Origin of the sequence: Mycobacterium sp. 1165196.3, from assembly GCF_001673415.1 — a bacterium.
GTDB lineage: Bacteria > Actinomycetota > Actinomycetes > Mycobacteriales > Mycobacteriaceae > Mycobacterium > Mycobacterium europaeum_A.
In genome coordinates, this window is sequence record NZ_LZLU01000107.1 from 20,232 (window position 1) to 45,575 (window position 25,344).

The 25,344-nt window shown below is 68.1% G+C and carries 20 protein-coding genes and 1 riboswitch; of the genes, 13 read left to right on the forward strand and 7 right to left on the reverse strand.

The genetic code is table 11. The features are described from left to right. Entirely contained in the window at positions 1 to 1,494 is a 1,494-nt protein-coding gene (locus tag A5659_RS11640; protein WP_067181167.1) for an FAD-binding protein, read from the forward strand. Positions 1,495 to 1,553: 59 nt separating this feature from the next. Here the strand turns inward: A5659_RS11640 and A5659_RS11645 are convergent, their stop codons facing one another. Then, positions 1,554 to 3,473, reverse strand: coding sequence for an ABC transporter ATP-binding protein/permease (locus A5659_RS11645; RefSeq protein ID WP_066872709.1), 1,920 nt, complete (start codon positions 3,471 to 3,473; stop codon positions 1,554 to 1,556). Positions 3,474 to 3,544: 71 nt separating this feature from the next. Here A5659_RS11645 and A5659_RS11650 point away from each other — a divergent pair, with 71 nt between their 5' ends. The 12 genes from A5659_RS11650 to gcvP all read left to right on the forward strand — a co-directional run bounded on the left by A5659_RS11650 (position 3,545) and on the right by gcvP (position 17,057). Beyond that, a complete protein-coding gene (locus tag A5659_RS11650; RefSeq protein WP_066872712.1) occupies positions 3,545 to 5,188 on the forward strand; it encodes an acetolactate synthase in 1,644 nt (547 codons plus the stop codon). A gap of 37 nt (positions 5,189 to 5,225) precedes the next feature. Next, positions 5,226 to 7,556, forward strand: a complete 2,331-nt coding sequence (secA2, locus tag A5659_RS11655; RefSeq protein ID WP_066878232.1) for an accessory Sec system translocase SecA2 — start codon at positions 5,226 to 5,228, stop codon at positions 7,554 to 7,556. 67 nt (positions 7,557 to 7,623) lie between these two features. Further along, a complete protein-coding gene (locus A5659_RS11660; RefSeq protein ID WP_066872718.1) occupies positions 7,624 to 8,253 on the forward strand; it encodes a CDP-alcohol phosphatidyltransferase family protein in 630 nt (209 codons plus the stop codon). After that, positions 8,246 to 9,172 carry a DUF881 domain-containing protein gene (locus A5659_RS11665; RefSeq protein ID WP_066872721.1) on the forward strand — a complete coding sequence of 309 codons (927 nt, stop codon included), beginning with the start codon at positions 8,246 to 8,248 and terminating at the stop codon, positions 9,170 to 9,172. Before A5659_RS11660 ends, A5659_RS11665 begins: the two co-directional genes overlap by 8 nt. Positions 9,173 to 9,227: 55 nt before the next feature. Further along, positions 9,228 to 9,560, forward strand: a complete 333-nt coding sequence (locus A5659_RS11670) for a small basic family protein (protein ID WP_007170008.1) — start codon at positions 9,228 to 9,230, stop codon at positions 9,558 to 9,560. Positions 9,561 to 9,582: 22 nt separating this feature from the next. Further along, positions 9,583 to 10,449, forward strand: coding sequence for a DUF881 domain-containing protein (locus A5659_RS11675; RefSeq protein WP_066872724.1), 867 nt, complete (start codon positions 9,583 to 9,585; stop codon positions 10,447 to 10,449). A gap of 28 nt (positions 10,450 to 10,477) precedes the next feature. Next, positions 10,478 to 10,876: a glycine cleavage system protein GcvH gene (gene gcvH / locus A5659_RS11680; RefSeq protein ID WP_066872726.1), complete on the forward strand. Its 399-nt coding sequence runs from the start codon at positions 10,478 to 10,480 to the stop codon at positions 10,874 to 10,876. A 295-nt stretch (positions 10,877 to 11,171) separates the two neighbouring features. Further along, positions 11,172 to 11,633 carry a glycogen accumulation regulator GarA gene (gene garA / locus A5659_RS11685; protein WP_369806961.1) on the forward strand — a complete coding sequence of 154 codons (462 nt, stop codon included), beginning with the start codon at positions 11,172 to 11,174 and terminating at the stop codon, positions 11,631 to 11,633. Further along, positions 11,633 to 12,385, forward strand: coding sequence for a MerR family transcriptional regulator (locus A5659_RS11690; RefSeq protein ID WP_066872735.1), 753 nt, complete (start codon positions 11,633 to 11,635; stop codon positions 12,383 to 12,385). Before garA ends, A5659_RS11690 begins: the two co-directional genes overlap by 1 nt. A 112-nt stretch (positions 12,386 to 12,497) precedes the next feature. Then, a complete protein-coding gene (locus tag A5659_RS11695) occupies positions 12,498 to 12,992 on the forward strand; it encodes a bifunctional nuclease family protein (protein ID WP_007771374.1) in 495 nt (164 codons plus the stop codon). Between the two features lie 273 nt (positions 12,993 to 13,265). After that, positions 13,266 to 13,895, forward strand: a complete 630-nt coding sequence (locus A5659_RS11700) for a MerR family transcriptional regulator (RefSeq protein ID WP_066872738.1) — start codon at positions 13,266 to 13,268, stop codon at positions 13,893 to 13,895. A gap of 61 nt (positions 13,896 to 13,956) precedes the next feature. Further along, positions 13,957 to 14,054: riboswitch (glycine riboswitch) on the forward strand. Between the two features lie 171 nt (positions 14,055 to 14,225). Beyond that, positions 14,226 to 17,057 (forward strand): aminomethyl-transferring glycine dehydrogenase, encoded by a 2,832-nt coding sequence (gcvP, locus tag A5659_RS11705; RefSeq protein WP_067181170.1) that lies wholly within the window; start codon positions 14,226 to 14,228, stop codon positions 17,055 to 17,057. A 15-nt stretch (positions 17,058 to 17,072) separates the two neighbouring features. Here the strand turns inward: gcvP and A5659_RS11710 are convergent, their stop codons facing one another. The 6 genes from A5659_RS11710 to A5659_RS11735 all read right to left on the reverse strand — a co-directional run bounded on the left by A5659_RS11710 (position 17,073) and on the right by A5659_RS11735 (position 25,185). Next, the gene (locus A5659_RS11710) at positions 17,073 to 17,717 is read right to left on the reverse strand and encodes a TetR/AcrR family transcriptional regulator (RefSeq protein WP_066872744.1); all 645 of its coding nucleotides are present in this window, start codon (positions 17,715 to 17,717) and stop codon (positions 17,073 to 17,075) included. Positions 17,718 to 17,785: 68 nt separating this feature from the next. Next, positions 17,786 to 18,760, reverse strand: a complete 975-nt coding sequence (locus A5659_RS11715) for an oxygenase MpaB family protein (RefSeq protein ID WP_067181173.1) — start codon at positions 18,758 to 18,760, stop codon at positions 17,786 to 17,788. 25 nt (positions 18,761 to 18,785) lie between these two features. After that, entirely contained in the window at positions 18,786 to 19,676 is an 891-nt protein-coding gene (locus A5659_RS11720; RefSeq protein ID WP_067181176.1) for an oxygenase MpaB family protein, read from the reverse strand. A gap of 28 nt (positions 19,677 to 19,704) precedes the next feature. Further along, the gene (locus A5659_RS11725; RefSeq protein ID WP_067181179.1) at positions 19,705 to 20,568 is read right to left on the reverse strand and encodes an oxygenase MpaB family protein; all 864 of its coding nucleotides are present in this window, start codon (positions 20,566 to 20,568) and stop codon (positions 19,705 to 19,707) included. Between the two features lie 214 nt (positions 20,569 to 20,782). Next, positions 20,783 to 22,882: a substrate-binding domain-containing protein gene (locus tag A5659_RS11730; RefSeq protein ID WP_067181182.1), complete on the reverse strand. Its 2,100-nt coding sequence runs from the start codon at positions 22,880 to 22,882 to the stop codon at positions 20,783 to 20,785. 101 nt (positions 22,883 to 22,983) lie between these two features. Then, complete coding sequence (locus A5659_RS11735) at positions 22,984 to 25,185, reverse strand: malate synthase G (RefSeq protein WP_067181184.1); 2,202 nt, start codon at positions 25,183 to 25,185, stop codon at positions 22,984 to 22,986. Positions 25,186 to 25,344: the final 159 nt, after the last annotated feature.

The window sequence follows — 25,344 nt, forward strand, 5'->3', positions numbered from 1 at the left end:
ATGAGCACGGAGATACCGGCGACAGTCAGCGCGAACGACGTGACCGCGTGGTCGGATGACGTCGACGTCCTGGTGATCGGGTTCGGCATTGCCGGCGGTTGCGCCGCGGTCAGTGCGGCCGCCGCCGGCGCGCGGGTGCTGGTGCTCGAACGCGCGGCCGCGGCGGGCGGCACCACTTCGCTCGCCGGGGGCCACTTTTACCTCGGTGGCGGGACCGCGGTGCAGCAGGCGACCGGTCAAGACGATTCCGTCGAAGAGATGTACAAGTATCTGGTCGAGGTGTCGCGGGAACCCGAACTCGACAAGATCCGCGCCTACTGCGAGGGCAGCGTCGAGCATTTCAACTGGCTGGAAGACCTGGGTTTTCAGTTCGAGCGCAGCTATTACCCGGGCAAGGTCGTCGTGCCGCCGGGCACCGAGGGGCTGAGCTACACCGGCAACGAGAAGGTCTGGCCCTTCTGCGAGCGGGCCAAACCGGCACCGCGCGGGCACTCGGTGCCGGTGCCCGGCGAATTGGGCGGCGCGAGCATGGTTGTCGACCTGCTGCTCAAGCGGGCCGACGCCCTGGGCGTGCAGATCCGCTACGAGACGTCGGTGACCAACCTGGTCACCGACGGCGACGGCGCGGTCGTCGGCGTGGCCTGGAAACACTTCACCGAAACCGGCGCCATCAAAGCCAAGTCCGTGATCATCGCGGCCGGCGGATTCGCGATGAACCCGGAGATGGTCGCCGAGCACACGCCCGCATTGGGTCAGGAGCGACGCACCAAACACCACGGCGTCGTGGCGCCCTACATCCTGGGCAATCCCAACGACGACGGACTCGGCATCCGGATGGGCGTCTCGGCCGGCGGCGCCACCAAGAACATGGACGAGTTGTTCATCACCGCGGCGGCCTACCCGCCCGAGGTGTTGCTGACCGGCGTGATCGTCAACAAAGACGGCCAGCGTTTCGTCGCCGAGGACTCTTACCACTCGCGGACGTCGGCCTTCGTGTTGGAGCAGCCGGACCAGACGGCGTACCTGATCGTGGACGAGGCGCACACCGAGATGCCCGCCATGCCGCTGATCCGCTTCCTCGACGGGTACGAGACGATCGCGGAAATGGAAGCCGCGCTTGGCATTCCGGCCGGCAATCTTGCGGCCACGCTGGACCGCTACAACAAGAATGCCGCCGCGGGCGAGGATCCCGATTTCCACAAGCAGCCGGAATTCCTTGCGCCGCAAGACAATGGTCCGTGGGCGGTGTTCGATCTGTCGCTCGGGCGGGCGATGTACTCGGGATTCACCATCGGCGGCCTCGCGGTGACCGTCGACGGCGAGGTGCAGCGGGAAGACGGCTCCGTCGTGCCCGGCTTGTATGCCGCCGGGGCGTGCGCGTCCAACCTCGCCCAGGACGGCAAGGGCTACGCGAGCGGAACGCAGCTGGGCGAAGGGTCGTTCTTCGGCCGCCGCGCCGGAGCGCACGCGGCGCAACGCGCCGGGGGAGCGTAGGCGCGCCACGACCCAGCGCCGGAGCGCACGCGGCGCAACGCGCCGGGGGAGCGTAGGCGTCAGACCGGCGCGGGTTCCTTCTCGACGGGTCCCAATTGCCACGGGCCGCCGCCGAGCAGGTGCAGCTGCTGGGAGTGGTGTTGTTCGACGGTGGGCCGGTGGCTCACGCTGACCATGACGCACTCGGGCAGCTCGGTCCGCACCAACTGATACAGCGCGAATTCCAGGCCCTCGTCCAGAGCGGAGGTGGCCTCGTCGAGGAAGACCGCCTTCGGCTGGGTCAGCAGGATGCGCGCGAAGGCGACCCGCTGCTGTTCGCCAGGCGAGAGCACCTTGGCCCAGTCGTTCTCTTCGTCGAGCCGGTTGATCAGCGGCGCCAGGGCCACCTTGGTGAGCACGTCGCGTAGCTGTTCGTCGGGCACATTGTCGGGCGAGTTCGGGTAGCACACCACGGTGCGCAAACTGCCCAGCGGCACATACGGCAGCTGGGACAGGAACATCGTCGCGTTGTCGCCGTCCGGGCGGCACAGGGTCCCCGAGGCGTACGGCCACAGTTCGGCGAGGCTGCGCAGCAGCGTGGTCTTGCCGGCCCCGGACCGGCCGGTGATCACCAGGCTGTCGCCCGAATCGAGCTGGATGTCCAGCGAGTCGACCAGCTGGTCGCCCTCCGGCGTGCGCACCTCGATGCCGCGCAGCTCCACTGCGGAATCCTCGCTGGGCTTGACCAAAATGGTGGGCAGCGCGCGGCCCTTGCTGTTGGCGTCGACGAGGCCGTGCAACCGGATGATCGCCGCCCGGAAGGCCGCGAACGCGTCATAGTTGTTGCGGAAGAACGACAGTGAGTCGTTGATGTTGCCGAAAGCCTGCGCGGTCTGGGTGACATCGCCGAAGGCGATCTCCCCGGCGAACAGGCGCGGCGCCTGAATTGCCAACGGCAGCGGAATGATGGTCTGCGTCGCCGACCAGTTCCATCCGTTGAAGATGATGGTCCGGCGGACAAACCTGCGGTAGTTGTCGATGACCGGCGTGAAGCGCCCCCACAGCTGCGCCCGCTCGACGCGCTCGCCGCGGTAGAAGCCCACCGCCTCCGCGGCGTCGCGCAACCGCACCAGGGCGTAACGGAACGCGGCGTTGAGTTTCTCGTTGTTGAAGCTCAGCCAAATCAGCGGGCGTCCAAGCCAAATCGCGACCACCGTCGCGATCAAGACATAGATCAGAACGGTCCAGAACATCGCACGCGGCACGGTCACACCGAAAAGATCGAAGTCTCCGGACAAATTCCACAGGATCGCGGCGAACGAGATCACCGATGCCACCGCGTTGACGGCACCGAACAGCAGGGTGTTGGTCGTCCCGTTGGACGGGATGTTGGGGGTGCCGCCCGCCCCGGCGGTGAAGATGTCGACATCCTGTTGGATGCGCTGGTCGGGGTTGTCGATAGTGTTGTCGATGAACAGATCCCGGTAATAGGCCCGGCCCGCGAGCCAGTCGTCGGTGAGATGCCCCGTCAACCACATGCGCCAGGCGATGATGAACCGCTGCGTCAGGTAGATGTCGAGGATCACCCGGGCGATGAAGATGGCCGCCAGCAGGATGAAAATCCCGAGCGAGACCCAAAAGTTGTGGATCCCGGACTGTTTGACCTCATTGTTCCCCGTGGCGAGCCCTTTCAGTGCCACCTGCAACGCGGTGTACATGTCGTTGCTCTGATAGCTGAACAGCACGTTGAGTCGGACCGAGAAGAGCACCAGCAGCAGCAGCACACCGAGCCCCAGCCAGGCCCTGACGCTGGTCGGCCCGACGAAGTAACCGCGCGTGATCCGCCAGAATTGGCGGCCCCACGGGGTCAGATACCTGGCGGCGACCAGCGCGGCCAGCAGGCTGACGGCACCGATCACCCATGCGATGGCGAGCCACCGCAGGGAATCCTGAAATGCCGACGACCAATCGATGGACGGTTTGAACAGCTTCGAGTCCAATTTCGGCGTCTCCTTCTGCGGTCGGCACTTCCCCGCAAATTACCCGAGCGGTTCTCGAATAGGCTGCGCAGATGAGCATCGACGCTCCATCCAGCCAGACCGTACATGCCGGCCGACTCATCGCGCGCCGCCTCAAAGCCAGCGGTGTCGACACCGTCTTCACGCTGTCCGGCGGCCACCTGTTCTCCATCTACGACGGGTGCCGCGAAGAAGGAATCCGCCTGATCGACACCCGCCACGAGCAGACCGCGACCTTCGCCGCCGAGGGCTGGTCGAAGGTGACGCGGTCGCCCGGCGTGGCCGCGCTGACCGCGGGGCCGGGCATCACCAACGGGATGAGCGCGATGGCCGCCGCGCAGCAGAACCAGTCGCCGCTGGTGGTGCTGGGTGGCCGGGCGCCGGCGCAGCGCTGGGGCATGGGGTCGCTGCAGGAGATCGACCACGTACCGTTCGTGGCGCCGCTGGCCCGCTTCGCCGCCACCGCGCAGTCTGCGGGCGACGCCGGCCGGCTCGTCGACGACGCGCTGCGCGCCGCGGTTACAGCGCCCTCGGGCGTCGGCTTCGTCGACTTCCCGATGGACCACGTGTTCTCCGTGTCCGACGATGATGGCCGGCCCGGCGCGCTCGTCGACCTGCCACCCGGGCCCGCGCCCGACGGTGCGGCCCTGAGTCGGGCCGCGGCCCTGCTCTCCGCGGCGCAGCGGCCGGTGATCATGGCGGGCACCAATGTGTGGTGGGGGCACGGCGAGGCGGCCCTGCTGCGCCTGGCCGAGGAACTGCACATCCCGGTGCTGATGAACGGCATGGCCCGCGGCGCGGTTCCCGCCGACCATGCGTTGGCGTTCTCCAGGGTCCGCGGAAAAGCCTTGGGGGAGGCCGACGTTGCGCTGATCGTCGGGGTGCCGATGGATTTCCGGCTCGGCTTCGGCGCGGTCTTCGGGCCAGACACCGAGCTCATCGTGGTCGACCGGGTCGAACCCGACCGCCGCCATCCCCGGCCGGTGGCGGCCGAGCTGTACGGCGACCTGTTGACGATCCTCGCCGCGCTGGCCCCGGCCACCGGGAGCGACCACCGCGGCTGGATCGACGAACTGCGAATCGCCGAGACCGCGGCGCGCGACAAGGAGAAGGCCGAACTCGCCGACGACCGCATACCGCTGCATCCGATGCGGGTCTACGCCGAGCTCGCGCCGATGCTGGACCGCGACGCCGTGGTCGTCATCGACGCCGGCGATTTCGGGTCCTACGCCGGGCGGGTGATCGACAGCTACCAGCCGGGCTGCTGGCTGGACAGCGGACCGTTCGGCTGTCTGGGGTCGGGCCCCGGCTACGCGCTGGCCGCCAAGCTGGCCCACCCGGACCGCCAGGTGGTGCTGCTGCAGGGCGACGGCGCGTTCGGGTTCAGCGGCATGGAATGGGACACCCTGGTTCGGCACCACGTGCCGGTCGTCTCCGTGATCGGCAACAACGGAATCTGGGCGCTGGAGAAGCACCCCATGGAAGCGCTGTACGGCTACTCGGTGGTCGCCGAACTGCGTCCCGGCACGCGCTACGACGAGGTGGCCCGCGCCCTGGGCGGGCACGGCGAACTGGTCGCCGCGCCCGGCGAGCTGCGGCCCGCGCTGGAACGGGCCTTCGCCAGCGGCCTGCCGGCCGTCGTCAATGTGCTCACCGACCCCGACGTCGCATATCCACGCCGGTCCAACCTCGCGTGATGAATTCGCGCGGTGGGTCACCGCGTACCGTTGACCTGTGCCTAAGACGACCCGCGCTCAACCCGGCCGGCTGAGCAGCCGCTTTTGGAAGCTGCTCGGCGCCAGCACCGAAAAGGACCGCAGCCGCTCGCTCACCCAGGTCAAGGACTCGTCGGAGTACGACGGCGAGGCGGCCGGGCTCAGCGACGAGCAGCTGCGCAAGGCGGCCGGGCTGCTCAACCTCGACGACCTCGCCGATTCCGAGGACATCCCGCAGTTCCTGGCCATCGCCCGAGAGGCGGCCGAACGATCGACGACCCTGCGCCCATTCGATGTGCAGCTGCTCGGGGCGCTGCGGATGCTGGCCGGCGACGTCATCGAGATGGCCACCGGTGAGGGCAAGACCCTGGCCGGGGCGATCGCGGCCGCGGGCTACGCGCTGGCCGGTCGGCACGTGCACGTGGTGACGATCAACGACTACCTGGCCCGCCGGGACGCGGAATGGATGGGCCCGGTCATCGAGGCCATGGGCCTGACCGTCGGCTGGATCACCGCCGAGTCCACCAGCGAGGAACGCCGGGCCGCCTACGGCTGCGACGTCACCTACGCCTCGGTCAACGAGATCGGCTTCGACGTGCTGCGCGATCAGCTGGTGACCGACGTCGCCGACCTGGTCTCACCCAACCCCGACGTGGCCCTGATCGATGAGGCCGACTCGGTGCTGGTCGACGAGGCGCTGGTGCCGCTGGTGCTGGCCGGGACCACCCACCGGGAGACGCCGCGGCTGGAGATCATCAAGCTGGCCGGCCAGCTCGAGGCCGGCACCGACTACGACACCGACGCCGACAGCCGCAACGTCCACCTGACCGAGGTCGGCGCCCGCAAGGTGGAAAAGGCGCTCGGCGGCATCGATCTGTACTCCGAGGAGCACGTCGTCACCACCCTGACCGAGATCAACGTCGCGCTGCACGCCCACGTGCTGTTGCAGCGCGACGTGCACTACATCGTCCGCGACGACGCGGTGCACCTGATCAACGCCGCGCGGGGGCGCATCGCGCAACTGCAACGCTGGCCCGACGGCCTGCAGGCCGCGGTGGAGGCCAAGGAGGGCATCGAGACCACCGAAACCGGCGAGGTGCTCGACACCATCACGGTGCAGGCGCTGATCAACCGTTACGCGACGGTGTGCGGCATGACCGGCACCGCGCTGGCCGCCGGTGAGCAGCTGCGCCAGTTCTACAAGCTCGGTGTGTCACCAATTCCGCCCAACGAGCCCAACATTCGCGAAGACGAATCCGACCGCGTGTACATCACCGCCGCCGCCAAGAACGACGCGATCGTCGCCCACATCGCCGAGGTGAACGAGACCGGGCAGCCCGTGCTGGTGGGCACCCGCGACGTCGCCGAATCCGAGGACCTGCACGAGCGGCTGCTGCGCCGCGGGGTGCCCGCGGTGGTGCTGAACGCGAAAAACGACGCCGAGGAAGCTCAGGTGATCGCCGAGGCCGGCAAGTTCGGCGTCGTCACCGTCTCCACCCAGATGGCCGGGCGCGGCACCGACATCCGCCTCGGCGGCTCCGACGAAGCCGACCACGACCGGGTCGCCGAGCTCGGCGGGCTGCACGTCGTCGGAACCGGGCGACACCACACCCAGCGGCTGGACAACCAGCTGCGCGGGCGCGCCGGGCGGCAGGGCGACCCGGGGTCGTCGGTCTTCTTCTCGAGTTGGGAAGACGACGTGGTGGCGGCCAACCTCGACCACAACAAGCTGCCGATGGACACCGACGAGGACGGCCGGATCGTCAGCCCGAAGGCGGCGGGCCTGCTCGACCACGCCCAGCGCGTGGCCGAGGGCCGCATGCTGGACGTGCACGCGAACACCTGGCGCTACAACCAGTTGATCGCCCAGCAGCGCGCCATCATCGTAGACCGGCGAAACACGTTGCTGCGCAACCCAACCGCGCGCGAGGAGCTGGCCGAGCTGGCCCCCAAGCGCTACAAGGAGCTGGCCGAGACCGAGGGGATCACCGAGGAGCGCCTGGAGACGATCTGCCGGCAGATCATGCTGTATCACCTCGACCGCGGCTGGGCCGACCACCTGGCGTATCTGGCCGACATCCGCGAAAGCATCCATCTGCGGGCGCTGGGCCGGCAGAACCCGCTGGACGAGTTTCACCGATTGGCGGTCGACGCCTTCGCGTCACTGGCCGCCGACGCCATCGAGGCGGCCCAGCAGACGTTCGAAACCGCCAACGTCCTCGACGAGGAGCCCGGGCTGGACCTGTCCAAGCTGGCGCGGCCGACGTCGACGTGGACCTACATGGTCAACGACAACCCGCTGTCGGATGACACGCTGTCCACTCTGAGCCTGCCCGGGGTGTTCCGCTGAGCTCGTGGCGATCGCAAGCGCGGCGCAGCCGGGCGTTCGGCGCCCAGTCGCGTTAAGGTCACGGCTCATGGAGCCGGTGCTTCCGCCCAACCGGGTGCTGACGGTGCCCAACGCGCTGAGCGCTGTCCGTCTGGCGCTGATCCCGGTGTTCGTCTATGCCCTGCTGGTCGCCCACGCCAACGGGTGGGCCGTCGGGATTCTGATGTTCAGCGGCGCCTCGGACTGGGCGGACGGCAAGATCGCCCGGCTGCTGGATCAGTCCTCCCGGCTCGGGGTCCTGCTCGACCCGGCGGTCGACCGCCTCTACATGGTGGCCGTGCCCATCGTGCTGGCGTTCAGCGGGATCGTGCCCTGGTGGTTCGTCATCGTGCTGCTCGCGCGCGACGGCCTGTTGGCCGCGACGCTGCCGCTGCTGTGGAGTCGAGGCCTGACGGCGCTGCCGGTGACCTACATCGGCAAGGCCGCGACGTTCGCCCTGATGTCCGGCTTCCCGCTGGTGCTGCTGGGCACCTGGGATGCGCTGTGGAGCCACGTGATCGGGGCCTGCGGATGGGCCTTTTTGATCTGGGGCATGTATGCCTACCTGTGGGCGTTCGTGCAGTATGCGGTGCAGATGACTCTCGTGCTGCGACGCATGCCCAAGGTCGATCGCGGTTCTCGCCCGTCGGCCGCGGCGAAGGTGGCTGACCATGGCTGATAGGGATCCCCTGCTCGGCGGCTATGACCCCAATGCCGGGCACAGCGCGCATGTGGCGTCGCGACCGAAACAGATCCCGGTGCCCTCGCTGCTGCGCGCCCTGCTCTCTGAGCACCTCGATCCCGGTTACGCCGCGGCGGCGGCCAAGCGCGGTGCCGCCGACGCACCATCCGGTGGGCGCCGGCGGGTGGTCGGCTGGCTCTGGCAGGCGCTGGCGGCGCTGCTGATCGCGACGGTGTTCGCCGCCGCGGTCGCGCAGGCCCGCTCGGTGGCTCCGGGGGTGCGCACCGCCCAGCAGCTGCTGTTGGGCAATGTGCGGTCGGCCGAAGGCGCTGCGGCCAAGCTGAACCAGCGCCGCGGCGAGCTGACGACGCGCGTCGACGACGTTCAGCGCCACGCCCTGGCCGACGACGCCGAGGGGCAGCGGCTGCTGAAACGCCTGGACGCGCTGAGCCTGGCCGCGGCCAGCACGGCGATCATCGGGCCCGGCCTGAAGGTGACCGTCACCGATCCCGGCGCCAGCCCGAACCTTTCCGACGTGTCCAAGCAGCGGGTCAGCGGCAGCCGGCAGATCATCCTGGACCGCGATCTGCAATTGCTGGTCAACTCGTTGTGGGCCAGCGGCGCCGAGGCGATCTCCGTCGGCGGAGTGCGGATCGGGCCGAACGTGACCATCCGGCAGGCCGGCGGCGCGATCCTGGTCGACAACAACCCGACCAGCAGCCCGTACACGGTCCTGGCCATCGGTGCGCCGCGGGCGATGCGCGACGTCTTCGACAGCAGCCCCGGCCTGCAGCGACTGCGGCTGTTGCAGATTTCCTACGGTGTCGTGGTTACGGTGGACGCCGCCGACGGTCTGTCGCTGCCAGCCGGATCGATCCGGGATGTCAAGTTCGCCAAGCAGATTGGGCCACGGTGAGAGAAGTCCTGAACAGACGCATTCCCCTGTGCGAGACGCGGACGGGAAACCACGCATGATCGGTATCGCAGCGCTGGCGATCGGCATCGTGCTCGGCCTCGTCTTTCACCCCGCGGTGCCAGAAGTCGTCCAGCCCTATCTGCCGATCGCGGTGGTCGCGGCGCTGGACGCCGTGTTCGGCGGGTTGCGCGCATACCTGGAACGGATCTTCGACCCGAAGGTCTTCGTGATTTCGTTCGTGTTCAACGTGTTCGTGGCCGCCCTGATCGTCTATGTCGGTGACCAATTGGGGGTGGGCACCCAGCTGTCCACGGCCATCATCGTCGTGCTGGGTATCCGCATCTTCGGCAATGCGGCCGCGCTGCGCCGCAGGCTGTTCGGGGCGTGACGCACTTGAGGTTGAGGTTGACGTGAGCCAGGATCCGCAAGATCGCGCCGGCGGCCAGCGGGCCGCCGGCCACGGTGGTGACGGTGCGACCCCGGAACAGGGTTCGCCGCGCGGCCGCCACGAACTGGCCGCGAAAAGCCCCCGTCCGGAAATCGGTGCGGTGCACCGCACCGGGTTGTCGGGGATGGTGCGCGGCGGCCGCTCCCGGATGGCGTTCGGGACGCTGGCCGCGATGCTGTGCCTGCTGCTGGGCCTCGCGATCGTCACTCAGGCCCGCCAGACCGAGTCGGGTGACGCGCTGGAGACGGCGCGGCCGGCGGACCTGTTGGTGCTGCTGGATTCGTTGCGGCAACGCGAAGGCACGCTCAACACCGAGGTGAACGAGCTACAGAACACGCTGAATTCGTTGCAGGCGTCGGGAAACAACGACCAGGCCGCCATCCAGTCCGCACAGTCCAGGCTGGCGGCGCTGTCCATTCTGGTGGGGGCGGTCGGTGCCACCGGGCCCGGCGTCACCGTCACGATCGAGGACCCCGGGCCCGGGGTTTCGCCGGAGGCGATGCTCGACGTGATCAACGAGTTGCGCGCCGCCGGCGCCGAGGCGATCGAGGTCAACGACGCACACCAGTCGGTGCGAGTGGGTGTCGACACCTGGGTGGTGGGGACGCCCGGGTCGCTGACCATCGACTCGAAAACGCTGGCACCGCCGTATTCGATTCTGGCGATTGGCGATCCGCCCACCCTGGCCGCGGCCATGAACATTCCCGGCGGCGCCCAGGACACCGTCAAGCGCGTCGGGGGGCGAATGTCGGTCCAGCAGGCCGACCGGGTGGACGTGACCACCTTGCGGCAACCAAAACCGCACCAATACGCTCAGCCGGTCAAGTGAGCATCACCCGAACAGAACAGGATCACTCGTGAGCGATATCCCGCCCGATCTGCGCTACACCGCCGAACACGAATGGGTTCGTCGAAGTGGGGATGACACCGTGCGAGTGGGCATCACCGATTTTGCGCAATCGGCGTTGGGTGATGTGGTTTTCGTTCAGCTGCCCGACGTGGGCACCGAGTTGACCGCGGGCGAATCCTTCGGTGAGGTCGAATCCACGAAATCGGTGTCGGACTTGTATGCGCCCGTCTCGGGCAAAGTCTCGGCGGTCAACGCCGATCTGGACGGCAGTCCGCAATTGGTGAACTCCGACCCGTACGGCGCCGGGTGGTTGCTGGACGTCCAGGTATCCGAGGTCGGCGAATTGGAGTCGACAATTTCTTCGCTGCTCGACGCTGAGGCCTACCGCGGAACGCTTACCGAATGACGATTGCTAATGTCCCTGCAGCCCCGCACCGCCGGCGAGCGGCGGGGCCAGGGTACGGGGGAATCGGAGTTTCGGTTCGTCAGGTGGTGGGCGCATTGCAGGCCGGTGCGCGGTACCGTCGACACATCGACCTTTGAAGACCTTCGAAGATCGCTGAAAGACACGTGACAGACACTTTGACAGTACGAAACGGCAGTAATCGGCATACCGGGCAGAGAAACCTGGTGCACAAGCCGGCCGAGCGGCCCGGACAGACAACGCCACAGCAGCCAGTGAGGAGCAGCGCGTGACGGACATGGACAACGACCAGAATTCGGACGAAGTCACGGTAGAGACGACTTCGGTCTTCCGTGCGGACTTCCTCAACGAATTGGACGCGCCCGCGCAGGCGGGAACCGAGAGCGCGGTATCCGGGGTCGAAGGGCTCCCGGCGGGCTCGGCGTTGCTGGTCGTCAAGCGGGGACCGAATGCCGGTTCGCGATTCCTGCTGGATCAGGCCACCACGTCCGCCGGGCGGCATCCCGACAGCGACATTTTTCTCGACGACGTGACCGTCAGCCGCCGGCATGCCGAATTCAGGTTGGAAAACAACGAATTCAGCGTGGTCGACGTTGGTAGTCTCAACGGCACTTACGTCAACCGTGAGCCCGTGGACTCGGCGGTGCTTGCCAACGGCGACGAAGTGCAGATCGGCAAGTTCCGCTTGGTGTTTCTCACCGGACCCAAGCAGGGTGAGGACGGAGGATCTTCAGGCTAGTGAGCGCACCCGATAGCTCGGCACTGGCCGGGATGTCGATCGGGGCGGTCTTGGAATTGCTGAGGCCGGACTTCCCCGATGTCACCATCTCCAAAATCCGCTTCCTGGAGGCCGAGGGGCTGGTGACGCCGCAGCGGGCCGCGTCGGGGTATCGAAGGTTCACCGCATATGACTGCGCGCGGTTGCGGTTCATCCTTACTGCGCAGCGTGATCACTATCTGCCGCTGAAGGTCATCAGGGCGCAACTGGACGCCCAGCCCGACGGCGAGCTGCCGCCCGTCAAATCGTCATATTCGGTCCCGCGACTGGTGTCGGTGGCGGGCACCGGGGACGGCGCCGGCTCGGATCCGCGCTCGGACACTTCGGCGGTGGCCCCCACCCACGTCCGGCTGAGCCGCGAAGAGCTGCTGGCGCGCGCGGGCGTGGACGACGAGCTGCTGACCTCGCTTCTCAAAGCGGGAGTCATCACCACCGGGCCCGCCGGATTTTTCGACGAGCACGCCGTGGTCATCCTGCAATGCGCCCGGGCGCTGTCGGACTACGGTGTCGAACCACGGCACTTGCGGGCTTTCCGCTCGGCCGCCGATCGGCAGTCGGACCTGATCGCCCAAATCGCCGGGCCGGTAGTCAAAGCCGGCAAAGCCGGCGCCCGCGACCGCGCCGACGATTTGGCGCGCGAGGTCGCCGCACTCGCCATCACGTTGCACACGTCGTTGATCAAATCCGCCGTTCGCGACGTTCTGGATCGGTGAGGACTAGACTTCGTTCGACAGCTTGGTTTTCGGCAGTAGGGCGGATTTTTGACCTCGCCGTCCTGGCGAGTAACCAATCCAACCGGCGCCACAATGCGGAGGGCAGACACAAATGGGTGAAGTTCGTGTTGTCGGCATTCGCGTAGAGCAGCCGCAGAACCAGCCGGTGTTGTTACTGCGCGAAACCAACGGTGACCGTTACCTTCCGATCTGGATCGGTCAGTCGGAGGCCGCCGCCATCGCCCTCGAACAGCAAGGCGTCGAGCCCCCGCGCCCGTTGACGCACGATTTGATCAGGGATGTCATTGCCGCCCTTGGACATTCGTTGAAAGAGGTGCGGATCGTCGATCTGCAAGAGGGCACTTTCTACGCCGACCTGGTGTTCGACCGCAACATCACCGTGTCGGCCCGCCCCTCGGACTCGGTGGCGATCGCGCTGCGCGTCGGCGTGCCCATCTACGTCGAGGAAGGCGTGCTTGCCCAGGCCGGCCTGCTGATTCCGGACGAGAGCGACGAGGAAGGCGGCACCGCCGTCCGCGAGGACGAGGTGGAGAAGTTCAAGGAATTTCTCGACAGCGTGTCTCCGGACGACTTCAAAGCCACCTAAGCCTGTTACCAGCGCTTTGGGATCGGGGTGCCGGCTGGTTTAGCCTGGATGGCGACATCACGGATGCGTCTCAAACAGCACCGTGATCTCGACACGCTGGCGGATAGCTCGCCGACTTGGCCCCGCGGCGGCCATACTTTGATCGCGACTACAGGCGCGGTGGCTATCTACAGAGCGTAAGCTCTACTAGCACTCGGGCTTGAGCAAACGTGGCTGCGATGCAGCCTTCAGACGCAGCCAACGACGAGAGCGCGATCGCGGAGAGGAACCACCGTGAGCGAGCAGCCACGCCAAGAGCAGCTCAACCTAGCGGACAGCGCTAACCCGGCGCCCAGTGACCGCAGTGTCACCGTAGCCAGCGCACCCGTACAGCCCGGCCTGTTCCCGGACGACTCCGTGCCCGACGAGCTGGTCGGATACCGCGGTCCGAGCGCCTGCCAGATCGCCGGCATCACCTACCGCCAGCTGGACTACTGGGCCCGCACCTCACTGGTGGTCCCGTCGATCCGCAGCGCGGCGGGCTCGGGCAGCCAGCGCCTCTACTCGTTCAAGGACATCCTGGTCCTCAAGATCGTCAAGCGGTTGCTGGACACCGGGATCTCGTTGCACAACATCCGCGTCGCCGTCGATCACCTGCGCCAGCGCGGCGTCCAGGACCTGGCCAACATCACCCTGTTCTCCGACGGCACCACCGTTTACGAGTGCACCTCGGCCGAAGAGGTCGTCGACCTGCTGCAGGGCGGGCAGGGCGTTTTCGGCATCGCCGTGTCCGGCGCCATGCGCGAGCTGACCGGCGTCATCGCGGACTTCCCCGGCGAGCGGGCCGACGGCGGCGAATCGATCGCCGAGCCCGAGGACGAGCTGGCGTCCCGGCGCAAGCACCGCGACCGCAAGATCGGCTGACGGCGCACCGCGCCACGCGCGACGTGGCGCTTCGCGCGGCCGAGTAAGCTGGGCAGCGCATCGCTTTCGTGCGGGAGAGTTTCGTGGCTGCCAGTCACGGACGCCGAAGGAGCAACACCTCTCCGTCAACCTCTCAGGCACCCGGACCGCGCGACATCATGATGCCTCTGGAAAGCGGCGTGGACCTGTGGGTCCGCACCCGCCGATGGGGAAAGGCGCTCGGTAGCGGGCGCCGAATCTCTCAGGCGCCCGGCGATGGGTGAAGACAGAGGGAGAGGGCCGTTAGTCCTCTGCCCCGATCCGTCTTCGCCCGCCCACACAGGAGTTCCAGTGTCCGATCAATTCACCTTTGCAGCTCGGCACATCGGCCCGGACAGTCAGGCCGTCGCGGCCATGCTCGCCGTCATCGGTGTCGACTCGCTGGACGACCTGGCCGCCAAGGCGGTGCCGGCCGGCATCCTGGACCGGCGCGGCGACGGCGGCGTCGCACCCGGTCTGGACCAACTGCCGCCGGCGGCCACCGAGACCGAGGCGCTGGCCGAGCTGCGGTCGCTGGCCGAGGCCAACACGGTGGCCGTGTCCATGATCGGGCAGGGCTACTACGACACGCTCACCCCGCCGGTATTGCTGCGCAACATCCTGGAGAACCCGGCCTGGTACACCGCCTACACGCCGTACCAGCCGGAGATCAGCCAGGGCCGGCTCGAGGCGCTGCTGAATTTCCAGACGATGGTCGCCGACCTCACCGGCCTCGAGGTCGCCAACGCCTCGATGCTGGACGAGGGCACCGCGGCGGCGGAGGCCATGACGCTGATGCACCGGGCGGCTCGTGGCAAGGCCAACCGCCTGGTGATGGACGCCGACCTGTTCACCCAGACCGCGGCCATCGTGGCCACCCGGGCCAAGCCGCTGGGCATCGAGATCGTCACCGCCGACCTGCGTGACGGCCTGCCCGACGGGGACTTCTTCGGCGTCATCGCCCAGCTGCCGGGGGCCAGCGGCCGGGTCACCGACTGGTCGGCCCTGGTCGAGCAGGCCCACGAGCGCGGCGCATTGGTCGCCATCGGCGCCGACCTGCTCGCCATGACGCTGGTCACGCCGCCCGGTGAGATCGGCGCCGACGTCGCCTTCGGCAGCACCCAAAGATTCGGCGTGCCAATGGGATTCGGGGGACCACACGCCGGCTACCTGGCGGTGCACGCCAACCACGCGCGTCAGCTGCCGGGCCGGCTGGTCGGGGTGTCGCTGGACGCCGACGGTTCGCCCGCCTACCGGCTGGCGCTGCAGACGCGCGAACAGCACATCCGCCGCGACAAGGCGACCAGCAACATCTGTACCGCGCAGGTGCTGCTGGCGGTGATGGCCGCGATGTACGCCAGCTACCACGGCGCCGAGGGGCTGACGGCGATCGCGCGCCGCGTCCACGGCCACGCCGGGGCTATCGCCGCCGCGCTCGGCGATGCGCTGGTGCACGACAAGTACTTCGACACCGTGCTGGCCAGGGTGCCCGGGCGCGCCGCCGAGGTGATCGCCGCGGCCAAGGCCAAGGGCATCAACCTGTGGCGGGTCGACGACGACCACGTGTCGGTGGCCTGCGACGAGGCCACCACCGGCGAGCACGTCGCCGCCGTGCTCGACGCCTTCGGGGTGCGACCTACCGGGCAGGCGGGTGCCGACGCCGGCATCGTCACCCGCACGTCGGAGTTCCTCACCCACCCCGCCTTCACCCAGTACCGCACCGAGACCGCGATGATGCGCTACCTGCGCGCGCTGGCCGACAAGGATATCGCGTTGGACCGCAGCATGATTCCGCTCGGGTCGTGCACCATGAAGCTGAACGCCGCCGCGGAGATGGAGCCCATCACCTGGCCGGAATTCGCCCGCCAGCATCCCTTCGCGCCGGCGTCCGACACCCCCGGGCTGCGGCGCCTGATCGCCGAGCTGGAGACCTGGCTGGTGCAGATCACCGGCTACGACGCCGTCTCGCTGCAGCCCAACGCCGGGTCGCAGGGCGAGTACGCCGGCCTGCTGGCCATTCACGATTACCACGCCAGCCGCGGGGAACCGCACCGCGACATCTGCCTCATCCCGTCCAGCGCACACGGCACCAACGCGGCCTCGGCGGCCCTGGCCGGGATGCGGGTCGTGGTGGTGGCCTGCCACACCAACGGCGACGTGGATCTCGAGGACCTGCGCGCCAAGGTCGGCGAGCACCGCGACCGGCTGTCCGCGCTGATGATCACCTATCCGTCCACGCACGGCGTCTACGAGCACGACATCGCCGAGATCTGCGCCGCGGTGCACGACGCCGGCGGCCAGGTGTACGTCGACGGCGCCAACCTCAACGCGCTGGTCGGGTTGGCCCGGCCGGGCAAATTCGGCGGCGACGTCAGCCACCTGAACCTGCACAAGACGTTCTGCATCCCGCACGGCGGCGGGGGGCCCGGCGTGGGGCCGGTGGCGGTGCGCGCGCACCTGGCGCCGTTCCTGCCCGGGCATCCGTACGCCCCCGAACTACCCCAGGGCCACCCGGTGTCCGCGGCGCCCTACGGGTCGGCCTCGATCCTGCCGATCAGCTGGGCCTACATCAGGATGATGGGCGCCGAGGGGCTGCGCGCGGCCTCGCTGACCGCGATCACGTCGGCCAACTACATCGCCCGGCGACTCGACGAGTACTTCCCGGTGCTCTACACCGGCGAGAACGGCATGGTCGCCCACGAGTGCATCCTGGACCTGCGGGGCATCACCAAGTCCACCGGAGTCACCGTCGACGATGTGGCAAAGCGCCTGGCGGACTACGGGTTTCACGCACCGACCATGAGCTTCCCGGTGGCCGGCACGCTGATGGTGGAGCCCACCGAGAGCGAGAGCCTGACCGAGGTCGACGCCTTCTGTGACGCGATGATCGCCATCCGCACCGAGATCGACCGGGTGGGCGCGGGGGAGTGGCCTGTTGAAGACAACCCGCTGCGCGGTGCGCCCCACACGGCCGAGTGCCTGGTGGTCAGCGACTGGGACCACCCGTACACCCGGGAGCAGGCTGCCTACCCGCTGGGCAAGGAGTTCCGGCCGAAGGTCTGGCCGCCGGTGCGTCGCATCGACGGCGCCTACGGCGACCGCAATCTGGTCTGCTCGTGCCCGCCGGTGGAGGCGTTCGCCTGACGGTCCGGCCGGCCCTCAGCCGGGCGTCGTCGCCGGGGCCGGCACCACCAACGGCACCAGATACCGGCGGGCGAAATCGCGGGCCTGGCTCAGGTTGTAAATCGGGATGGCCGATTGCGGCGTCTTGATCAGCGAAATGATCAGCCGCCCGATCATCTCGCCGACGATCTCGGTGTCGAGATCGGCCGCCAGCTCGCCGCGCTCCTGCCAGCGGCGAAGCCACGTGGCGATGTAGCCGCGGGTCATGGCGATCAGGTTCTCATCGGTCAGGTAGGCGGTCAGCTCACCGGCGGCGGGTGATTCGCGGATGCTTCGGGTCAGCAGCTTGGGCGCCGAGGCTTCGTGAACGAAGGCGGCGAAGACTTCGGCGATCCCTTCCTGCGGTGTCGACGCCCGGCCGGCGACCTCGGAGACCAGCGTGCTGAGCCGTAGCGACTCGTCCATGATGGTCAGCCGCACCAGGTTTCGCTTGTGCCGGAACCGGCGGTAGACCGTGGCGACGCCGACACCGGCGGTGTCGGCGATGTCCTGCATGGTGGTGTTGGAGAATCCGCGCTCGGTAAAGCAGGTGCGCGCCGCGGTGACGATGGTGCGGGCGGTCGGATCGAGGGTGGCCAGGCCGTCGGGCACCAAGCCGAGCAGCATCGCGGGGTCTACCATCTGGCCTCCAGCCGATCGGGGTGTCACGACGATTGTGCGCTATCGGGCGCCGCCGGGCGCTTCGCGACCTAGTGTGCCGAATCAGGCCGGTCGGGCGCGGCGAAGGAATCCAGCAGCACCGAGCGATACCGGTCGCGCAGCCGCTCGTACTGGTAGCGGTTGTAGGCCAACGGCTCCAGGGCGAGCCGTCGCGGCAACCATCGCCAGCCCAGCTGCAACGCGGCAACGTAGACGGCGAACTCGAATTGCTCGCGCGCACCCCACCGCACGCCCAGCAGCTCGCGCATGGCCGGATGGGCGACCGCGGCGGAACACACGATCACCGGCCGCGACGCCAGCGTCGTCATCACCGGCCACACCAATCGCAGCAGTGGCCGAACTTGTTTGGCTACCAACAACTTCGGGATGGGCGGCGCGACGAAACTGCGATTCGCGAATTGCAGAAATTCGTTGTCCGCCAGGTCTTTCACGGCGACGGAGTCGTAGTACTCGAGCATGTCGTGCAGGGTCGCCGGCAGCTTCGCCTGCTTACTGGGCAATTCCAGGAACTGCAGTTCGCCCCGCAGCGTCTGGTAGACGACCTCCTTCTCGGCCGCGGTGAGCCGGCGACCGCACACCCGCAGATAGGCCTGATACAGCAGGTTGAGGCCGCTCACCGCCACCCAGATCCACACGTCGGGATTCAGTGCGCTGTAACGGGTGTCGCTGAACGAGTCCTTGCCGGCGCCCCGCACGTCTCGATGCAGTCGCTTCAGGTCGGCCCGCGACGTCCGCACGTCCGAACTGTCGCCGAAGGTCGCCAGGGCGGTGAATGCGAAACTGCGGATGCCACGGTCGGTGAAGTTGTCCGCGAACCGTCCGCTGCGGTCCACCGCCGCCGCGATTTCGCGGTGCGCCACCTGGTCGAGGGCGAGGCGGCCGAACGCCGCCGCCAAGGGCGAGCCCGCGAACCACCGTACGTCGTCCGCCAGTTCCCGGCGCGCCGCGTCCGGTTTCGACGCCGCGCCGGCCACGCTGCCATGGAAACTCGCCGTCGTCGTCATGCCCGGTCCTCCTTGAGCTGGTCGGTCACACCACCGTCGCGCCGATCCGGTGACGCAATCGCATGTCCCACACCACCGCGTGTACGCCGAGGCGCACCAGGAACCGCGGTGTGAACAGGTCGAGCAGCCCGAAGATGCGCTGCCAGCGGTCGAATCGGCGTTGCTGCGCGTCCGACCAGGCGAACCCGAGCTTGTCGCGCAGCTGCGGGGGCAGGTAGCCCAGGGTCATGAAGAGGTTCCATCGGCTGAACAGCGCCGGGATGGGTGCGGGCAGGAAATCGAGGCGCGCGATGCCGGTCAGATAGCTGCGCATCCGGTCGTCGAAGTCGAGCCGATCGAGTTGGTCCTGCCAATAGCGGGCGGCTGCGTCCAGGTCGGCGGGCCACATGTCCCGCGGCACCTGCAGCGTGGTGGCGAACACCGACGCGGCCCGGTGCACCGCCTCGGGGTCGCGCCGCGAGCGGCCGCCCCGCAGCTTGCGGGTGTCCTCGAAGACCGCGGCCATGCAGGAGGCCACCCAGAGCTGCAGCGCGGGGTCGAAGGCGTTGTAGCGCACCGGGCTTTGCGGCCCGGAGCGCACCTGGACGTGTGCGGCGTTGACCGCGTCCCGATAGATTTTGCGGTCGTTGGCATTGCCGGCGATGGCCACCGCGATGTAGGTGAAGGTGGTGCGGGCCCTTTTGAAGGGATGCTTGTACAGGTTGCCGCTGTCGACCTTGCTCTCCATCACCCCATAGGCCACACCCGGATTCGCCAGTTGCATCACGACGTTCGCCGCACCGTAGGCCGGGGACAGCCACGGCGACATCTCCTCGGCCAGAAACGCCGTGTCGAGGGAATCGGTGTCCGCCCGCCGGGCGCCCCGATCCGGCGGCACCGCCGCGTCCTCCGGGCCGGTGGGCAGGGGATGGGCCATGCTGTGCCTTCCTGAATTAATTGACAGCTCAGACGGATTCGAACACCGGCTCGCCGCGGTGCGCCGCGGGGTAGCGGACCCTGGCGGGCAGCGCGCGGTCCAATGCCCGCACCGCGACCACCGCGCGCTCAAACCGCTGTTTGCGTTCGGCAGTCCACTCGATGCGCAGCCGTTCCCGGAGGGTCACCGGCAACAGTCCGGCGGTGGTCAGCCTCAGCAGCGCGGCCAGCGGAGCCGCGGCCGAATTCCACACCAGTTGTGGCACACGCACGCCGGGCGGCACGGGCATCGGATAGCGGTCCAGTTCCAGGAGCAGTTCGGTCGCGGCGTTGCGTTCCAGACGGCGTTCGACGGTGTCGTGGTAGTAATCCCAGAACGCCGCCCGCGTCTGCGGGATCACCCGTTCGGGGATGCGCAGGATCCCCGCGACGTCTCGCCACTCGCGAAACAACGCGTCCTCGGTCGCGCCGTCGAGCGTCCCGCCGAACACCCGGCGCACGTCGGCGGCACCCGCATAGGTGGTGGCATGCGCCCACAGGTACGCGTCCGGATTCAGTGCGTGATAGCTGCGCCCGAGCGCGTCCATCCCGGAGATGTTGCGGTGCACGTCGCGAAGCCGCTGACCCTCGGCGACGGCGGCCTGCGGCCCGTGAAATCCGTGATAGCGCCGCACCGCGGCCAGTGTCCGCGAGATGCGCCCCCACCTGTCCCTGAGGAACTCCGAATGATCGATCACCCCGGCGCCGATCACCGGGTGCGCCACTTGCAGCAACAGCGTCGCTCGGCTGGCGAGCGGCATCCGCCAGTCGATGCCGCGCCGCCACGTCGCCGAACCGGGACCGATCGGGTGCAATGCCGGCGTCAGCGCCGGGCCGGCTGGTGCAGCGGACATCTTCGAATACGTCTCCCTCAGCCCACGCCTGATAGAAATCAAGGCGGATTCTATCGTGGAGTCTGGCACAGACCGCCGTCGTTGGACAGGGGCGGCGGCGGATTCATCCGGGATCGGCATCCGAACGCCGCACTGATCGCGCAACGACCGGGATCTTCGCTTCGCGTCCCGCGGCATCGGCTACGAGCTGGGTGGGCCCGGCCGGTCAGCGCTGTCAGCTCAGAAAGTTGTTGACCGCCGACGCGAGGTCGGGGGCCGCCGACGTCGCGAGGTTCTGGTAGCTGCCGCCACTGAGTTGGGCGACCGCTTCCCAGGTCGCGCGGTCCGGGTCGGCCCCGAAATCGATGACGTTCACCGCGATGGGCTTGGCCGGGTCGGCACTCTTGCGGATGAAGTCCTGTAGCCCCGCCCCGTCCAGCGTCTGGTCGGTGTGTGGCCCCGCGGTGATCAACAGGATCGAATTGTTCTGGCCCGCATGATAATTGGCCTGCATGTCCTGGTAGAGCATCCGCAGGGTGGTGAATGACACCGCGCCACCACCCGACGAGTACTGCTTGTCCAGCGCGGCGGCCAGCGCGGCCGAACGCGGCTGGCCGTTAACGGGGTCGGACAACGGGCCGCTGGCCACCTCCGAACGGCCCTCGTGGCCGTCGAACGTCCACAGGCCCACCACCGCGGACGCGGGCAGCGCCTTGATCCGGTCCTGCAGCGCCCCGATCACGTTGGCCAGGCGGGTTTTTCCACCTTCCTGACCGGGCATCGACTGGTCGAGCATGATGGTCGTGGCCTGCCCGCTCGACGGGCTGGCCATCGCCTCGGCGAGCGTGGCGCGCATCGCGTCGTCGCCCACCGACAGCGCCGCGGGCAGCGACGGGAAATTGGTGACCGGGCTACTCGGCGGTTTCACCCCGTTGACGCGGAAGCCGGCCTTGGCCAGCTTGGCCTGCTGGTCGGACTTGTGCATGAATCGCGAGAACTCGCTGGCCGCCGAGGCCTGTTCGCGGGTGAGCCATGAGCCGCTGAGCAGGACGGTGGGGTAGTCGGCAACCGCCGCGGACCCGGGCGGCAGCCAGAAGGCCAAGGCGCCCTTGGCGTCTGGCAACGATTGCCCGCGCTGGAACAGTTGCTGTTCGGTGGTGACCACCGCGTGCACCGGCGCGGTTGCGGCGTCACCGGGCTTCAGCAGGGTGTTCATCGCTTCGGTCAGCGAGTTGTCGGCCAGCTTGGGTTGCGCGCTCAACAGGCTGCGCACCGCGCCGGTGCCCTGCGTCACCGGTGCGCCGGGCGGCACCGACGCGGCCGCCACCGCCTCGCCGGCCAGAAACGAGGCGTCCGCATTGCCGTTCATCGGCAGCGCCAGGCGCAGCGGGCCCCATCCCGGTAAATTCAGCCCCGCCAATGCATTCGGATTGGTTTGCAGCCCGGGTAGCGCCGCCCAGTTCTGGTTGGCCAGGGCCGGCGCGAGTTGGGGACGGATGGCCAGCACCACCGGCGAGGTGGCCAGCGAATGGCTCTCGGTGATGGTCTTTTGCGCCGTGGCGCCGGCGAGTCGCGCGGCGGAGATCGAACTGCCCGGAATCCACAGCGCCGGCTGGCCGCCCAGTTCCGCGGGCCACTTGCCGATGAAACCGTTCAGCACGGCGTCGGAGTTGGCCGGCTTGACGCTCACCACCATGCAGCGGTCACCGATCGGCCCGGCGGATTTGTTGTAGCTCTCCGCGAATTGCCCGATGGCATCGGCGATGGACGGATCGGCCACGACGGGCACCGTTTCCTGACCCCCGACGCAGCCGCCGGCCGCCTTGTGTGAACGCTTGGACAACGCGTCACCGAAGAAGCTCCACAGGATGACCGCTCCCACCACGACCACGACCGCGACCAGCGCCACGATCACGCCGATGCTGACGCCGCGACGGCCGGCCTCACTGCGGTGACCGCCCCGCCAATCGCCGAGCCCGCGATGCCCGCCCCGGAAGAGCGACGGCGATGCGGCCGCCGGCTCAGGCTTCGACGGGGCCGCCTGCCGCGACGGGAACTCCGGGTAGTCGTCGGCGGCGCCGGCTGCGAAGGCATCCTCGGCCGGGTAGGCGTCGTCGGGATGGCCACGCTCGGCGGAGTAGTAACCACCCTCGTCGGCATAGTCGCCCTCATCGGCGTAGTCATCGTCGTCCGAGTAGAGGTCGGCTTCCGAATCCGCGCCGGCATCCCGGCGGTGATCTCCTGCCTCGTGCCCTCGAGACGGCTCGTCGACGGCGTCGTCGCGAGATGGCTCGTCGAGGGAGTCGTCAGGGTCGGGCGCACTGTGCCTACCCATAGCAGTGCCCTCGGCCTTTCCGTCGATCCATCGTTAACTCGGCGCCGATCTTAGTCATCGGCGGCGCTATGCCACGTTTCGAACCCGAACTGAGCGCGGGCTCAATTCTGCGGGCCGGCTGCCTTGGCTTCCCGCCGACGGCGATGCAGGATCGGCTCGGTGTAGCCGTTGGGCTGCTGCGTTCCGGTCAGGATCAGATCCTGGGCGGCGAGGAAGGCCAGGCTGTCGTCGAAGTTGGGCGCCATCGGCTGGTAGGCCGCGTCCTTGGCGTTCTGCTCGTCGACCAGCGGGGCCATCCGCTCCAGGCTGGCCCGCACGTCCTCCTCGGTGATCACCCCGTGGCGCAGCCAGTTGGCCAGCAGCTGGCTCGAAATCCGCAGCGTGGCACGGTCTTCCATGAGCGCCACGTCGTGGATGTCGGGCACCTTGGAGCAGCCGACGCCCTGGGCCACCCAGCGCACCACGTAGCCCAGGATGGACTGGCAGTTGTTGTCGACCTCTTCGCGGATCTCCTCGGAGGCCCAGGCCAGTTCCTTGGCCAGCGGGATGGTCAGCAACTCCTCGATCTTGGTGCGCTTCTTGCCGGCGAGTTCCTCCTGCACGGCGCCGACGTCGACGTAGTGGTAGTGCATCGCGTGCAGGGTGGCCGCCGTCGGCGAGGGCACCCACGCGGTGGTCGCGCCCGCCTTGGGCTGGCCGATCTTCTGCTCGACCATGTCGGCCATCAGCTCGGTCATCGCCCACATGCCCTTACCGATCTGGGCCTTGCCCTTGAAGCCGGCCGCCAGCCCGATGTCGACGTTGGCGTCCTCGTAGGCCTTGATCCAGGTGCTGTTCTTCATCGCGCCCTTGCGGATCATCGGGCCGGCCTCCATCGAGGTGTGGATCTCGTCGCCGGTGCGGTCCAGGAAGCCGGTGTTGATGAACACGACCCGGTCGGCCGCGGCCTTGATGCAGGCCTTGAGGTTGACGGTGGTGCGCCGTTCCTCGTCCATGATGCCGACCTTCAGGGTGCCCTGGGGCAGGCCGAGAACGTCTTCGACGCGGCTGAACAGCTCGCAGGTGTAGGCGACCTCGTCGGGTCCATGCATCTTGGGCTTGACGATGTAGATGGACCCGGTGCGGCTGTTGGCCAGCGGGCCGTTCGCGTCACCGGTCTTGAGCCCGTGGATCGCGGTCAGCCCGGTGAACAGCGCATCCATGATGCCCTCGAACACCTCTTTTTCTTCGTCGCCCTCGCTCCAGACGATCGCGTCGTTGGTCATCAGGTGACCGACGTTGCGCACGAACAGCAGGCTGCGGCCGGGCAGGGTCAGCTCGCCCTCGCCGTCGGGTGTCTTGTAGGTGCGGTCCTCGTTGAGCACCCGGGTGAAGGTCTTGCCGTCCTTGCTGACCTCTTCGGACAGGTCACCCTTGTTCAGTCCGAGCCAGTTGCGGTAGCCGAGCACCTTGTCGTCGGCGTCGACGGCGGCCACCGAGTCTTCGAAGTCCATGATCGTGGTGATGGCCGATTCCAGGACCACGTCCTTGATGCCGGCCGAGTCGGTCTTGCCGATCGGTGATTCCGGATCGATCAGGATCTCGATGTGCAGGCCGTGGTTGACCAGCAGAACCGACCAGCTGGGGGAGCCGAGCTCGCCGGTGTAGCCGGCGAACTTCTCCGGGCTGGCCAGGCCGACGGCGCCGTCGGCGGTCGCGATCTTGAGCTGGCCGTCCTCGACGGACAGGCCCGTCGCGTCGGCCCACGACCCGGATTCCAGCGGCACCGCTTCGTCGAGGAACTTACGCGCGTAGGCGATCACCCTGTCGCCGCGGACCTTGTTGTAGCTCGAGCCCTTCTCGGCGCCGTCGTCTTCCGGGATGACGTCGGTGCCGTACAGCGCGTCGTACAGCGAGCCCCACCGGGCGTTGGCGGCGTTGAGCGCGAACCGCGCGTTGAGCACCGGGACCACCAGCTGCGGGCCGGCCGTGGTGGTGATCTCGTCGTCGACGCCGGACGTCGTGATGGTGAAGTCCTCGGGCTCGGGCAGCAGATAACCGATCTCAATGAGGAACTTGCGGTACGCCTCGATGTCGAGCGGCTCGATGACGCGCTGCCGGTGCCACTTGTCGATCTGGGCCTGCAGCTCGTCCCGCCGGCGCAGCAGATCCTGGTTCTTGGGGGTCAGGTCGGTGACGACCTTGTCGACGCCCGCCCAGAAACTGTCCGGGTCGATGTCGGTGCCGGGCAACGCCTCGTTGTTCACGAAGTCGTAGAGCACTCGGGCGACGCGCAGGTTCCCCGCCGACACGCGATCAGTCATGATTCTCCTCCATCACGGGCCGCACTGGACCGTCCATGGGCCGCACAGGCCCAGATTGGCAATGTCATAAGCCTACCGAGCGCAGCGTGGCGGGCGTTATTCGCCCGACCCGGCAGGCGCAGGTCAGACCGCGCTGAGCGCCCCAAGAACGACGCTGCG